Origin of the sequence: Streptomyces sp. Inha503, from assembly GCF_047215865.1 — a bacterium.
Taxonomy (GTDB): Bacteria; Actinomycetota; Actinomycetes; order Streptomycetales; family Streptomycetaceae; genus Streptomyces; species Streptomyces lycopersici.
In genome coordinates, this window is the sequence record NZ_CP178360.1 from 1027896 (window position 1) to 1041819 (window position 13924).

General features: G+C 72.3%; 11 protein-coding genes. 6 read left to right on the top strand and 5 right to left on the bottom strand.

Features of this window, described 5'->3' with window-relative positions; all coding sequences use genetic code 11:
- Nucleotides 1-3 precede the first annotated feature (3 nt).
- From ACJX2R_RS04695 to ACJX2R_RS04715, 5 genes are all read left to right on the top strand, one after another.
- Nucleotides 4-1173 (top strand): cation diffusion facilitator family transporter, encoded by a 1170-nt coding sequence (locus tag ACJX2R_RS04695; protein WP_413098905.1) that lies wholly within the window; start codon nt 4-6, stop codon nt 1171-1173.
- Between the two features lie 75 nt (nt 1174-1248).
- Entirely contained in the window at nt 1249-1494 is a 246-nt protein-coding gene (locus tag ACJX2R_RS04700) for a hypothetical protein (protein ID WP_262698236.1), read from the top strand.
- Between the two features lie 187 nt (nt 1495-1681).
- Nucleotides 1682-4798 (top strand): glycoside hydrolase family 2 TIM barrel-domain containing protein, encoded by a 3117-nt coding sequence (locus tag ACJX2R_RS04705; protein WP_413105771.1) that lies wholly within the window; start codon nt 1682-1684, stop codon nt 4796-4798.
- Between the two features lie 131 nt (nt 4799-4929).
- On the top strand, nt 4930-5574 hold the full coding sequence (locus ACJX2R_RS04710; protein WP_413098906.1) for a diguanylate cyclase: 645 nt from the start codon (nt 4930-4932) through the stop codon (nt 5572-5574).
- Between the two features lie 4 nt (nt 5575-5578).
- Nucleotides 5579-6607, top strand: coding sequence for an SMP-30/gluconolactonase/LRE family protein (locus ACJX2R_RS04715; RefSeq protein ID WP_413098907.1), 1029 nt, complete (start codon nt 5579-5581; stop codon nt 6605-6607).
- Here ACJX2R_RS04715 and ACJX2R_RS04720 read toward each other — a convergent pair.
- The 5 genes from ACJX2R_RS04720 to ACJX2R_RS04740 all read right to left on the bottom strand — a co-directional run bounded on the left by ACJX2R_RS04720 (nt 6586) and on the right by ACJX2R_RS04740 (nt 12195).
- Nucleotides 6586-7902 (bottom strand): S1 family peptidase, encoded by a 1317-nt coding sequence (locus ACJX2R_RS04720; protein ID WP_413105772.1) that lies wholly within the window; start codon nt 7900-7902, stop codon nt 6586-6588. The genes ACJX2R_RS04715 and ACJX2R_RS04720 overlap by 22 nt on opposite strands.
- Before the next feature lie 138 nt (nt 7903-8040).
- Nucleotides 8041-8403, bottom strand: a complete 363-nt coding sequence (locus tag ACJX2R_RS04725) for a hypothetical protein (protein ID WP_413098908.1) — start codon at nt 8401-8403, stop codon at nt 8041-8043.
- A complete protein-coding gene (locus tag ACJX2R_RS04730) occupies nt 8400-9809 on the bottom strand; it encodes a serine/threonine-protein kinase (RefSeq protein WP_413098909.1) in 1410 nt (469 codons plus the stop codon). Before ACJX2R_RS04730 ends, ACJX2R_RS04725 begins: the two co-directional genes overlap by 4 nt.
- Before the next feature lie 102 nt (nt 9810-9911).
- Nucleotides 9912-11399, bottom strand: coding sequence for an FG-GAP repeat domain-containing protein (locus ACJX2R_RS04735; protein ID WP_413098910.1), 1488 nt, complete (start codon nt 11397-11399; stop codon nt 9912-9914).
- A gap of 124 nt (nt 11400-11523) precedes the next feature.
- Entirely contained in the window at nt 11524-12195 is a 672-nt protein-coding gene (locus tag ACJX2R_RS04740) for a histidine phosphatase family protein (RefSeq protein ID WP_413098911.1), read from the bottom strand.
- A gap of 170 nt (nt 12196-12365) precedes the next feature.
- Here ACJX2R_RS04740 and ACJX2R_RS04745 point away from each other — a divergent pair, with 170 nt between their 5' ends.
- The gene (locus ACJX2R_RS04745; RefSeq protein ID WP_413098912.1) at nt 12366-13904 is read left to right on the top strand and encodes a Rieske 2Fe-2S domain-containing protein; all 1539 of its coding nucleotides are present in this window, start codon (nt 12366-12368) and stop codon (nt 13902-13904) included.
- Nucleotides 13905-13924 lie beyond the last annotated feature (20 nt).

Below are 13924 nucleotides of genomic sequence, written 5' to 3' on the forward strand. Positions count from 1 at the left end.
CCGATGAGCCGTTCCACCACGCACTCCTCCGACCGGCACAGAACACCGCGTACGCCGCGTACACCGGACCCGCCGGAGACCTCGCGCGCACCGGACGCGCCGGAGGCTTCGCGCGCACCGGCCGCGCAGGACAGCGACCACGGGCCGGACGGATCCGGCGCCCGGCAGGGCCAGGACACCCGGACCGCCGTCACCGTCTTCGTCGCGCTCGGCGCCAATGTGGTGATCGCGCTGGCCAAGGCCGTCGGCGGGATCTTCGCCGGCTCCCCCGCGCTGCTCTCGGAGGCCGCTCACTCCGTCGCGGACAGCCTCAACGAGGTGTTTCTGCTCGCCTCCCTCAAACGCAGCAGGCGGGCCCCCGACGACCAGCACCCCTTCGGCTACGGCAAGGACCGCTACTTCTGGGCGTTGCTGGCCGCCGTCGGCATCTTCGTCATGGGCGGCTGCTTCTCCTTCTTCCAGGGTGCCGAGGCGCTGAGCGCGGGCAGCTCCGAGGACCACAGCGGCTATCTGGTGGGCCTCGCGGTCCTGGGCGTGGCGCTCATCGCCGAGGGCTCGTCGCTGGTCCGGGCGCTGCTCCAGGTGCGCGGGCACGCCCGGGAAGCGGGCCGCTCCATGGCGACCGAACTGCGCAGGGGCGACGACCCCACACTGCGCACCGTTCTGGCCGAGGACTCTACCGCCTGTCTCGGCGTGGTGTTCGCCCTGCTCGGCATGTGGCTGCACATGCTGACCGGCCAGGTGGCCTACGAGGCCACGGCCTCCTTCCTGATCGGGGCGCTGCTGGTCTATGTGGCCTACCGGCTGGCCAGGGAGTCGCGCGGGCGGCTCATCGGCGAGGCGATCGACCCGGCGCAGCGCCAGGAGCTCCGCCGGTTCCTCGAGGCTCAGCCGGAGATCGACACCGTGACCACGCTGCTGACGATGCGTCTGGGCAATGACTCGACGCTGGTGGCGGCCCGGGTCGATCTCGTTCCCGGCCTTGACAGCGAGGAGGTCGAGGAGGTTCTGGTGCGCGTCAAGACGGCGATGGCGGAGCTCTGGCCGCACGCCGACCAGGTCTTCCTCGATGTCACCGACGCCTCGGCCAAGGACCGGGCGAAGGCGCGCGCGGACCGCCAGGCGCTGGAGGAGACGGTGGCCGCCGTGGAGCGCGAGGACGGCGGGGCGTGAGATTGGCCCCGGCGGGCCTGGGTACTCGGTGCGAACCAGCCCACAACAGCGAACTCATGTACGGAGGCAGAACTGATGGGCCTCGGCGGTTGCATTTTGATGATCGCGGTGGGAGGGATTCTCACCTTCGCCACCGACTGGAACGCCAACGGCTTCAATGTCCACCTGGTCGGCCTGATTCTGATGGCAGTCGGCGTCATCGGCACATGCGCGTATGTGAGTGTCTACAAGCGTCGGCGCATCGTCGAGCCGGGCGCCGTGGCACCCCCGGTGGTGGAGGAGCCCGACCATCACCGGCACCACCACCACTACGACTACTGAGTGCCGGCCAGTCCCCCTTCCGACGAGGTGGCCCCCGCCGCGGGTGGGGGCCACCTCGTCGTTCGTACGACTCCCCCGGGCCCCTGCGGGACCTCTTGACAGTTCCCTGTTTGAAACTGTCAGAATCTGTTGCACAAAGGGCCGTTGTGGTCGGTCCACCACACAATCGAAGAGAATGGGGATCGCGATGGCGGTCACTCGCAGATCGTTACTGATCGCAGGCACCGCCGCCCCGATGGCCGGGGCACTCGTCACGGCCGCTCCCGCCCAGTCCGCCACCGCGTCCCGCGCCATGGGAGGCCGGACCGTCCCGCTCACGGACGGCTGGCGGTTCGCCCTCGTCAACCCCGGCGGCATCACCGACCCGACCGGCGCTTACGAACACGCCCACGACCCGGCCTACGACGACTCGGCCTGGCGCGAGGTCGCGGTTCCGCACGACTGGAGCATCGAGCTCACCCCCACCACCGACCACGGCACCAGCGGCGGCACCGGCTTCCTGCCCGGCGGCCTCGGCTGGTACCGCACCTCCTTCACCCTGCCGCGCGCCCTCGAGGGCAAGCGGATCTCCGTCGAATTCGACGGCGTCTACATGGACTCGTCCGTGTACTGCAACGGACGGCTCATCGGCGAACACCCCTACGGATACACCGGTTTCACCCTCGACCTCACCGAAGTGGCCCACACCGACGGCGCCACCCCCAACGTCCTCGCCGTCAAGGTGCGCAACCGGCTTCCCAGCAGCCGCTGGTACTCCGGCAGCGGCATCTACCGCCACGCCCGGCTCGTGGTCACCGACCCGGTCCATGTGGCCCGGTGGGGCACGTACCTCACCACCCCCGGCCTGGCCACCACCCTGCGCGCCGGACATGCCACCGTGCGGGCGCGGACCCTCGTGGTCAATGAGTCGGACGGCCGGAAGCCGGTGACCGTGGTCTCCACGGTCAAGGACCCCGACGGGCACATGGTGGTCCAGGCGCACTCCACCCTCACCGTCGGGGCGGGTGACACGCGTACCGCCACCCAGGAGCTGCGGATCGACCGGCCGCGGCTGTGGTCGTTCGACACCCCTCGGCGCTATGTCCTGGAGACCGAACTACGGGTGGGCCAGGACACCACCGACCGGTACCGCACCCCCTTCGGGTTCCGCCATGCCACCTTCGACCCCGAGCGCGGATTCTCGCTGAACGGCCAATACGCCAAGCTCCGGGGCGTCGACCTCCACCATGACCTGGGCGCGCTCGGCGCCGCCGTCAACGCCGACGCCGTGCTGCGCCAGCTGACCATCATGAAGAGCATGGGCGTCAACGCCCTGCGCACCTCGCACAATCCGCCCGCGCCGGAGCTGATCGAGGCCTGCGAGCGGCTCGGCATCGTGATGCTGGTGGAGGCGTTCGACTGCTGGCGCACCGGCAAGAACACCTATGACTACGGGCGTTTCTTCGACGAGCACTGCGAGGCGGACATCACCGAGATGGTGCGCGCCGCCCGCAACTCCCCCGCCGTCGTCATGTGGTCCATCGGCAATGAGATCCCCGACTCCACCAGCGCCCCGGGGCTGGAGATGGCCCAGCGGCTCATCGACGCCGTGCGCGCGGCCGATGACACCAGGCCCGTGGTGATCGGCTCGGACAAGTACCGCGCGCTGCCCGCCGAGGGCTCCCCCGCCGATCTGATGCTGGCCAAGCTGGACGGGCTGGGCCTGAACTACAACACCGCCGCCTCGGTGGACGCCCTGCACGCCCGCTATCCGCATCTGTTCCTCTTCGAGTCCGAGTCCTCCTCGGAAACCTCCACCCGCGGCGCCTATCAGGAGCCCGAGCACCTGAACACGGGCGAGAACCACACCCCCGGCAGGCGCCAGACCTCCTCTTACGACAACAACCTCGCCTCCTGGACGATGAGCGGCGAGTACGGGCTGAAGAAGGACCGGGACCGGAGGTTCTTCGCCGGGCAGTTCCTGTGGTCGGGCATCGACTACATCGGCGAGCCCACGCCGTACGACGTGTTCCCGGTGAAGGCGTCGTTCTTCGGCGCCGTGGACACCGCGGGCTTCCCCAAGGACATGTACCACCTCTTCAAGAGCCAGTGGACCAGCGAACCGATGGTCCATCTGGTCCCCATGGACTGGACCGGCCACCGGCCGGGCGAGACCGTGGAGGTGTGGGCCTACTCCAACGTCGCCACCGTGGAGCTGTTCCTGGACGGACGATCGCTGGGGGTCCGTGAGTTCGACACCAAGAAGACCACGGACGGCCGCGCCTATCTGGAGACCACCGAGCCGACCGGCGACGACAAGACCGTCACCTCCGGCCCCTACCCCGGCAGCTACACCAGCCCGGGCGGCAGCGCCGGAAAGCTCCACCTCACCTGGAAGGTGCCGTTCGCACCCGGCGAGTTGAAGGCCGTGGCCCGGCGCGGTGGCCGGGTGGTGGCCACCGATGTGCTGCGCACGGCGGGACGCCCGCACGCCGTACGGCTCACCCCCGACCGGAAGACCGTCGAGGCCGACGGCCGCTCACTGTGCTTCGTGACCGCCGAAGTCGTCGACGCCGAGGGCGTGGTGGTGCCGGACGCCGATCATCTGATCGCCTTCAAGGTCACCGGAGGCTCCCTGGCCGGGGTCGACAACGGCCGTCAGGAGAGCGCCGAGCGCTACCAGGCGAGCACCCGCACCGCCTTCCACGGCAAGGCCCTGGCCATCGTCCGCGCCGGCACCGAGGCCGGGCCGCTGACCATCACCGCCCGCTCGGCGGGGCTGCGCACCGCCACCGCCACCGTCCGCGCCACCGGCGGGACCTCGGAGCCGGTCACCCGCCCCACGCCGTTCGCGCCCGACCCCGGCCCCGGCGCCCCGCACCACCCACTGGCCGACGCGAGCTACTCGGGCGCGCCGACGACCCTGCCCTCGGCGATGCTGGACGGCGATCCGGCCACCGCCTGGTCCAACGCCTTCCGCAAGCCCGCCACGGCGCTGCTCCCCGCCTTCGACGGCGCCCGGAAGGCCGACTGGGTCTCGGTGACCTGGAGCGGGAGGCGGCGGCTGCGCCGTGTGGAGGTGTCCTTCACCGTGGACGCCACGCACACCCTGCCCGCCTCGGTCGAGGTGTCCGCCTGGAACGGCCACGCGTACGTCCCGGTGCGCGGGGCGTCCATCGCCTGGGCCACCGCCTCCGACACCCCGACGGTCATCACCTTCGACCCGGTGCGCACCTCACGGCTGCGGCTGGACCTCACCAGCCGTCGTCCCGGTGCGGCGGACGGCGCCCAGCGCATCGTCGCCCTCGAGGCCGGTGACGGCTGAGGGGGCGGACGAGCGAGCCGCCGAGTGACACGCTGAGCGGCGCCACGCCGGACGGGTGGAAGCCTCCCGCGGCCGTTTGTCCGCGATACGAAGAGGGCACCCGACTTCCCCGACGTCGTGCTGGAGGCGAGATGACTCCTTCCCGTAGCCCGGTGACCCGCGCGTGGCGGCGGTGGCGGCGGCCACGCGATCTGGAGGTGCCGCGCGGTGCCGTGGACGTCGAGGACGCCAACCGGCGGTTCCTGATGTACGGGGTGATGCCGCTGTGGTTCGTCCCGGCGGTGGCGGACTGGCTGATGCACCGCCGGACCAGGATCGAGGAGCCGTCGGGCACGAAGGAGTCGGCGATCCACGCCCTGATGATGACGGAGGCTGGTGTCCCCGTGGCGATGGGGCTGCTGGCCCGGGTCAATCCGCTGGTGCTGTCGCTGATGGGCGGGGCGGCCGTCGCCCATGGCGCCACCGCGCTGTGGGATGTGAGCCTGGCCACCGGGGAGCGCGAGGTGCGCCCGGTGGAGCAGCACATCCACAGCTTCCTGGAGGTGCTGCCGCTGTCGGCGATGGCGTTCACCTGCTGTCTGCACTGGGACCAGGTCCGCGCGGCGCTGCGCGGCGGGGACCGGCCCGAGGACTGGAAGCCGCTGCCCAAGGACAATCCGCTGCCCGCGCGCTATCTGGCGGCCATCGGGCTCGGCATCGGCGCCTGTGTGGTGCTGCCCTACGCCGAGGAGATGCGGCGGTGCCTCAGGGCCGCCAAGGCCCGTAAGGCGGTGTGAGCCCATGCCGCGCGAGCGAGCCGGTACGTGGACACGGTCCCGCGTACCGGCCGAACCGCTGCCGTGTCCGCGGGTTCTGGCGCCGGAGGCGCACGGGCCGGAACATGTCGCCGTCGACGGGGAGGGCCGGATCCTCACCGGGACGGCGGACGGAGCCGTCCGGCGGCTGACGCTGTCGCCGGACCATGAGCTGGTCCGCTCCGAAGTGCTCGCGCACACCGGTGGCCGGCCGCTGGGCCTCGTCCCCTGCCCCGACGGCGGGCTGCTGGTGTGCGACGCGCGGCGCGGACTGCTGCGGGTCGGCCCGGACGACGGGTCCGTACGGGTGGTGGCCGACGAGGTGGGGGGCAGGCCGCTGCGGTTCTCCAGCAATGTCGCCACGGCGGCGGACGGCACGGTGTACTTCACCGTGTCCAGCCGCCGCCACGGCCTGGAGGACTGGCTCGGCGACATCCTGGAGAACACCGCCACCGGGCAACTGCTCCGGCTGCGGCCGGGCGGCCGCCCGGAGGTGGTGCTGGACGGGCTGCGGTTCGCCAATGGGGTCGCTCTCGCCGCCGACGAGTCGTATGTGGCCGTGGTCGAGAGCGGCGCCTACCGGATCAGCCGGCTGTGGCTGACCGGCCGCCGGGCCGGGAAACGGGACCTTCTCCTCCGCGATCTGCCCGGCTTCCCGGACAATCTCACCCGTGGCCCGGACGGTGTCATCTGGGTGGCCATAGCCGCGCCGCGGGAGCCCGCCCTCGATCTGCTGCACCGCGCACCCGTCCCGCTCAGAAGGGCGGCGGTGCCCGTCGCCACCCGGCTCCGGCCCCGCCCGCGGCGCACGGTGCGCGCCCTGGCGATCGGCCCCGACGGCCGGGTCGTCCGCCATCTGGTGCGGCGCCGGACCCCGTACCGGATGGCCACGAGCGTGTGTGCGCTCGGCGATCTGCTCGTCATGGGCAGCCTCCTCGAGCGTGGCATCGCGGTCTGCCCGCTGCCACCGCCCCGGGAGGCCTCCGGGGCGGCTCACCCCCAGCCGGTGGAGTAGCCGCGGTAGCGGCGCCGCCGGGGCCGGATGGTGAGCGTCGACAGCAGTCCCACGAACCCCACCACGATGACCACCAGACCGGGCCCGAAGCCCTGGGCGTACGCCACGACGTCGTCGAGCGTCGACACGCCGTCGTCGCCCCCTGAACTCCCGGATGTGCCGGAGGCGATGGCCGGGTTGGGGCTCTGGGCCTTGGCGCCCGGGATGGACACCCCGAGCGCGGTCAGCGCCTTGGTCACCGGCTGGAAGAAGGTCACCCCGCCCCGGTCGCAGTCGCCGCTGCCGCCGGAGGTGACGCCGAGCGCCACGCCCTGGGCGAAGAGCGGCCCCCCGCTGTCGCCGGGCTCGGCGCACACGGTGGTCTGGACGAGCCCGGTGACCGTGCCCTCGGGGTAGTTGACCGTCGCGTTGAGCCCGGTCACCTTGCCCGAGCGCAGCCCGGTGGTGCTGCCGCTGCGGAACACCTCCTGACCCACGACCGGATCGGCCACACCGGTGACCCGGACCGTCTGGCCGCCGCCGACGTCGACCACGCTGCGCTGGTCGAGCGAGGCGTTGTCGTAGCGCACCAGCGAGAAGTCATTGCCGGGGAAGCTGCTCTGGACCGTGGTGCCGATGCGGGTGGAGCCGGTGCCGTCGGTGAACCAGGGGGTGCCGTTGGGGCCGCAGTGTCCCGCCGTCAGGATGAAACCGGTCTGGCCGTTGGTGACGTTGAAACCGGCCGAGCAGCGGCTGCCGTTGGTGAACATGGGCGAGGCACCGGCGGCTCTGGTGGTGAAGGAGCCCTCCGTCCGCTGCGCGCGCACCGTGCCGCCCACCTCCGCGGCGAGATCCTTCATCTTCGACCAGCGGGCGGTGGAGACGGTGCTGTCGCCGACCAGCACCACCTGGTTGGACTTGGGATCCACCATCCAGGCGGTGCCCGCCACCCGGGGCGCCGAGCGCAGCTTCTCGGTCGCGGAGTCCAGGTCCGCCATGCTGTAGCGCACCCGTTTGGCGGTGGCCCCGGCCCGGCTGACCTCGTCCGCCGCCGTGTCGTCCGTCACCGCGACCACCGGGCGGCCGTCGGCCCCGATCCAGTTGCCCGCCGTACGGGAGGCGCCGAGCGCGGACACCAGCCGTCCGCCCACATCGTCCGTCCGGTCCGCGCTCAGGGCTCTCGGACCGTCGCTTCCGGTCGTCCCGTGGGCCGATCCGCCCGGCCCGGCCTGAGAGACCATCACCCCGCCACAGACCAGTGCCCCGACAGCCGCGAACCGCACGACCCGGCGCACGCCGCGCCGCATGTGCTTCACCACCCTGTCTCCTTACGTCGATCCAGCCGGGGGCCCCGGACGGCGAAGGCCCGCCCCCTCATACGTAAGGAAGCGACGTCCTGCTCACTCCCCGGCCGGAGCCGCGGATCCCGGTACGGCGGACCGCGGCTCCCGGGGTCAGCGCCGGTCGCCGTAGCGCTTGCCGAGGAACCCCCCGACCAGGGCGGCCGTGCCGCCGCCGAGGATGGCCGCGCCCTGGGTGGCGGCGTCGTGGGCGAGGAAGTACGTGGCCACCCAGATGTACGCCACGACCGTGCCCGCGCCCAGGAGCGAGCCGAACGCCTGAAGCCCCGTGTGGACCCAGTCCATGCGGCGGCGGTGCTCACGCTCCCGCTGGAGCTCGGTGAGAATCCACTCCACCGTGCCGGGCCTGACCGCCTCCCACTCCTTGGCCTGCTCCACCGGCAGCCGGTCGCCCCAGGGCACCGCCGTCTCCGGCGGACCGCCCGGCACCGGGTTCTCACTCGTGTTCTCGGTCACGGGGCCTCCCCCGGGCGGTCCGGGCGGGGTGCGGGGTCCTGGCCGGCCGCCCGTGGCGGAGGCGGACCGAGCGCGGTGAGGAAGTCGGCCATGTCCCGCTCCATCTCTCGCTCCACCGGGCGTCGCGCCCGCCGGGCCGGGGGCCGGGGGATGGCCAGGGACGCCAGATATCCCTCGCGCAGCGCCCGCCAGGGCCCGGCCGGGCGGGCAGCCGCCTCCGCCGCGTCCGGGCTCAGGGCGTCGAACCAGCGCGCCCGCCGGTCCCGCTGTCTGGCCGACGCGAAGCCGCGCGCCGCGAGCCCCAGCCACAGCAGTCCGAGACACCCGGGCCCCACCCATCCCGGAACGTCGTCCCAGGAGCCCGGGCTCAGTGAGGGCAGGGCCACCGCCCCCGCCATGACGAGCAGGATCCCCAGCACGGTCGCGACCGGGGCGAGGATTCCGGTGCCCGCGCCGCTCGCCCGGGGGGCCGACCGCGTCCCGGCATCCGCGGGGGCCGGGAGGGCCATCGCCTCGGCCCCGGGGGCGGACATGGGCTCACCCCGGGCCAGGTCGCGCAGCCGCGCCTCGGCCTGTTCGGCCGTCAGCCGTCCTTCGGGATCCTTGACCAGCAGCCCCTCGATCAGCGGCCGCAGTGGGCCCGCGTATGTCATGGGCGGCGGGGCGTCGTTGAGCACCGCGTGCATCACCTCGAACACCGTCGTCCCCTGGAACGGCGCGTGGCCCTCGACGGCCTCGTACAGGGTCACGCCCAGGGACCACAGGTCGGCCTTGAGCATCGCCTCTCCGGCCGCCGGAGGGGACGGGGACGTAAGGCGTTCCGGTGCCATGTAGGCGGGTGTCCCGACCATGGCGTCCTCGTCCGCGAAGGTCAGGCCGAGATGGTCCACCAGCACCGCGGGGCCGTCCGGGCGGAAAAGGACGTTACGCGGTGCGACATCCCCATGGGCCACGCCCATCGAGTACAGCGCGCGTAACCCGCGCAGCACCTCCAGGCCGATCCGGGCCGTCTCGGACACGGGGAGCCGCCCGCCCCGATCCCTGAGCCGGTTCGCGAGCGAACGCTGGTCGAGGCGTTCCATGACGAGCCAGAGGCGGCCGTCGCTCTCGCCCAGGTCGTAGATGGCGGCCAGGTGCTGATGCACGGTCGCGGCGAGGACGCGGACCTCACGGCGCAACCGTTCGAGCCACCGACGGTACGCCTCCGGGTCCGGATCGACGCCCCGCCACAGCTCCTTGACGACGACGGGGCGGCCGAGCGTCACATCGTAGGCGTCCCAGACCATGTTCATGCCGCCGCTGCCCATGCGCCCGCGCAGCTCGTACCGGCCGCCGATCACGGTCCCCCGGGGCGACTCCGGACCACTCCCCCGCTCGTCCTCACCGGAGGTTCCCCCGGTCGTCATCCGCCTCCCCCTCCCCAGCCGACTGACGCCCACAGTAAGGCGTCGGCCGGGCCGGGCGAAGAGGTCGTGCGCGCGGATACACGTACGGTGGCGCACCGGGGCTCATGAGGCGTCCTCGCCATAGGGCGCGCTGGTGAACACCACCCTGTCGTCGGTGCCGTCGGTCACCCAGAACCGCTGCGGCTTCTCACCGTAGAGCGCGAACAGCGGGTCCGGCCCCCAGGCCAGCACGACCTCGTCCTTGCCGTCGTGGTCGAAGTCCCCGGCGCCGTAGAGCCTGACGGCACGCCGCTTCTTCGGCACCTCGTGGCCGTCCACGCGGGACGGGACGGTGCGGTCGAGGGTGCGGCGGTGGGCGATCTCTCCGGGGGCGTCCGGGCGGATCGTCAGCAGTTCCGTGCCGCCGGTGCGCAGCGAGACGGCCAGTTCGTCGGTGCCGTCCCCGTCGGTGTCGGCGGCGGCGAGCGCATCGCCGCCCAGGGCGGGGATCCTGATCGGCTCGGGGGTCGAACCGGCCGTGCGTTTGGTGTACACGCTCACCGACTGGCTGACGTCCGCGGGTTCGGTCTCATAGCCCGGTTCGTCATTGCGGCTGCCGGTGTCGGCGACCGCCACATCCCGCTTCCCGTCGCCGTCGAAGTCACCGAAGGCGATCGCGTTGCCCTTGCGGAGGGTACGGCCGGTGGAGGCGAGGCCGTCCGGGCCCGCCGTGAGCAGGGCGGACTTCGTCTGATCGCCGTCGCCCTGCTCGTGCACCACCAGATCGGTGGGTCGGTCGCCGTCGATGGCGTCGGCGTACAGCTCCGCGATCTGGCCGCTGGGGCCGAGGGGGTTGGCGTACGTCTCGGTACGGGCGGCCTTGCCGTCGCGGCCGAACGGGCCGTACAGCACATGGAAGTCCTTGCCGCTCTGGCGCACGGCGGCCAGATCGTGGTGTCCGTCGCCGTTGAAGTCGCCCGTCGCCAGGGGCCGCGAGTTCTCGAGGCCGTCGTCGGCGTCGGCCAGCCGCACCGGGGTGGCGGGGGTTCCCCGACGTGGCCCGTCGGGGCCGCCCCAGGCGATGTAGGGCAGCGTCTGGGTGGTGATGTGCACGCGCTCGCTACTGGCCGGGGCGCGCTCCTTGGTGGCGGTGGCGATCACATCGGCGTAGCCGTCGCCGTCGAGGTCTGCGGTGGTCGCGGAGTCCATCTCGCCCGCGGTGCCCTGCCACCCGGCGCTGGCGGGCAGGGAGAGGTCGTCCCGGCCGAGTACGGTGCGGACGGCGGGGTCGGGGCCCTTCGCCGAGCCGTACACATAGCCGATGCGGCGCAGGCCGCCGAGTCCCTCGTCGTCGGAGGCGATCGGGATCCTGAGCTCGGGGCGGCCGTCGCCATTGAGGTCGTCCGCCAGGGCGCTGCCCCTGCCCCGGGGGACGGGAGCGGTCGCGGTGGGGGTGACGACGGGTGCGGCCGTGCTCTTCCCGGCCCGGTCGCTACCCTTGGTCTCATCGTCGCCACCGCCACCGCCACCGCCACATGCGGTGAGCAGCGCCAGCGCGGCGGCGCAGAGGGTGGCGGTGGCGGGGCGGAGCCCGGTGGTGGGGGATGCCATCAGGACACGACAGCGCATCCGGTGGTGACACGCCATCGGAGAGATCATTTCGTTACGGCGCGCTCCCCTCGTTGCGGGGCGCTCCCCTGGTTGCGGCGCCCCCCGTTACGGCGCGCTCCCCTGGTTACGGCGCGCTCCCCGCCAGTGGGTGTCCGCAGCGCAGATTCCACCGGCCCGCGCGGCCGCTAAGCTCCGTCGCGGTCAGCGGGGCGACGTCCAGCCGCCAGAAGGCGGGCGCGGGCAGGCCGAGGGCGTGGACGAGCGCGGCCCGAACCACGGCCGGTTCCACGACGGCGAGCAGCCGCGCCTCACGGGCGGGGGCGGGCGGTGGCGGCGACGCGGCCGGGGGCGGACTCCCCCGGTGGGCCTCACCGGCGGCGGCCGGTGAGACCGGTGCCGCCGGTGCCGGACCTTCCCGCCGCGCATCCAGCCAGCCCCCGATCCGCTCCACCAGCTCCAGCAGCGTTTCGCCGCCGTGCGGCGCCGCGGCCGGGTCGGACAGCCACGCGGCGACCTCCTCCGGCGCCTCCTGCCCCACCTCGTCCAGCGAACGGCCCCGCCAGCGGCCCACATCGAGATCGCCCAGCTCCGGCGTCACGGCGGCGTCGAGCCCCAGGGCCGCGGCGGTACCGCGGCAACGCTCGGAGGGCGCGGTGAACGCCGTGTCGTGGTGGGGCAGCGCCGCGGCCGCCGCCGTGGCCCGGCGCAACCCGGCCGCGTCCGGCGGGGCGTCGTCGAACCGCACCTGCCGCAGCGCCGCGTTGACGGCGGGCGCGACCAACGTGATCCGCACCACCCAGCCCCTCCTCATCCGCACCTTCTGCCTACAGTCTCACGGCGAAGACACCGATATGACCCGGGTGGCGGATCACACCACCCGGCAAGCGCAGCCGCGGATGCACACGGCCATGAACCCCGACACGGTGGAGATATCGGACATCACCGACCGGGTTGAGGTGCTGTGGTATGCGCGTGACCGGACTTGGGCATGCTGGGCTGTTCATCGAGACCGCGGCGGGGTCGGTGCTCTGCGATCCATGGCTCAACCCCGCCTTCTTCGGCTCCTGGTTTCCGTTCCCGGACAACACCGATCTGGACTGGGCACACTACGGGCGCGCGGCGGACTATCTGTATGTCTCCCATCTGCACCGCGACCACTTCGACGCGGAGAACCTGCGCCGGAACGTGCGCAAGGACATCACCGTGCTGCTTCCGGCCTTCGCCACCGATGAGCTGGAACGCGAGCTGAGCGCGCTCGGTTTCACCAACTTCCTCCGCGCGCCCTCCGGTACACCGGTCGAGCGCGACGGGCTGCGCATCATGATCACCGCGCTGACCGGCCCCGGGGACGGCCCGATCGGCGACTCCGCGCTCTCGCTGGACGACGGCCGGACCGTACTGCTCAACCAGAACGACGCCCATCCGCTGGACATCGCGGCGATCCGGGAGTTCGGCGAGGTGGACGCGTACTTCGTCCAGTTCTCCGGGGCGATCTGGTACCCGATGGTGTACCAGCTGCCGCTCTCCGCCAAGAAGGAGTTCGCCGCGCGCAAGCGGCAGGGGCAGTTCGACCGGGCGCTGCGCTACATCGACGCGGTGGAAGCCAAGCATGTGTTCCCCAACGCGGGTCCGCCGTGTTTCCTCGACGACGAGCTCTTCGAGCACAACGGCACCGGCCAGGACGGGGAGAGCATCTTCGTGGACCAGCTGGAGTTCCTGCGCCAGCTGGGCCGGGCGCGCCCGCGGGTGGCCGCGCATCTGCTGCTGCCGGGAACGGTGGCGGAGCCGGAGGACACCGCGTGCAAGCTCACCCACCGCTACACCGAGGCGGAGATCGAGCACATCTTCGGCGAGAAGCCAGCGTACTTGCGGGAGTTCGCCCGCCGGCAGCGGCCCGCACTCGCCTCGGAACGCGCCTCACGGTCCCCCGCACTACCGCGCGAGCGGCTGCTGACCGAGCTGAAGCAGTGGTGGGAGCCGCTGCTGACCAGGGCCGACCGGATCTGCGCGGGCGTCGGCGGCCCGGCGCGGCTGGATGTGGGCGAGGTGCCGATCGTGATCGACTTCCCGGCCCGGGAGGTCCGCCTCTGGGACGGAGAGCGCTGCCGCTACACGCTGTCCACCTCGGCCGATCTGGTGGCCACCAACATCGAGCGGCGCGAGGTTGACTGGTCCAACAGCCTGCTGCTGTCGATGCGGTTCACCGCGAGCCGGGTCGGGCCGTACAACGAATTCCTGTATGTGTTCTTCAAGTGCCTGTCGATGGAGCGCATCGAGTACGTGGAGAACTACTACGACTCCTGCCAGGACGACGGCCAGGACATCGAACTGGACGGCTGGCGGGTGCAGCGGCGCTGTCCCCATCTGCGCGCCGACCTCGGCCGGTTCGGGCAGGTCGAGGGCGAGGTGCTCACCTGCACCCTGCACGGCTGGCGCTACGACCTGACCACGGGCCGCTGTCTGACCGCGGACGGACACGACATCCGCGCCTCGGCCGTGTCGTGACCCGCCTCGCCGGGTGTGGC

Excerpts from the sequence above, each read along its gene's own strand:
- ACJX2R_RS04715 (WP_413098907.1), top strand. The coding sequence starts at position 5,579 with ATGCCGCGCGAGCGAGCCGGTACGTGGACACGGTCCCGCGTACCGGCC.
- ACJX2R_RS04700 (WP_262698236.1), top strand. The coding sequence starts at position 1,249 with ATGGGCCTCGGCGGTTGCATTTTGATGATCGCGGTGGGAGGGATTCTC.
- ACJX2R_RS04730 (WP_413098909.1), bottom strand. The coding sequence starts at position 9,809 with ATGACGACCGGGGGAACCTCCGGTGAGGACGAGCGGGGGAGTGGTCCG.
- ACJX2R_RS04735 (WP_413098910.1), bottom strand. The coding sequence starts at position 11,399 with ATGGCATCCCCCACCACCGGGCTCCGCCCCGCCACCGCCACCCTCTGC.
- ACJX2R_RS04705 (WP_413105771.1), top strand. The coding sequence starts at position 1,682 with ATGGCGGTCACTCGCAGATCGTTACTGATCGCAGGCACCGCCGCCCCG.
- ACJX2R_RS04710 (WP_413098906.1), top strand. The coding sequence starts at position 4,930 with ATGACTCCTTCCCGTAGCCCGGTGACCCGCGCGTGGCGGCGGTGGCGG.
- ACJX2R_RS04695 (WP_413098905.1), top strand. The coding sequence starts at position 4 with ATGAGCCGTTCCACCACGCACTCCTCCGACCGGCACAGAACACCGCGT.
- ACJX2R_RS04745 (WP_413098912.1), top strand. The coding sequence starts at position 12,366 with ATGCGCGTGACCGGACTTGGGCATGCTGGGCTGTTCATCGAGACCGCG.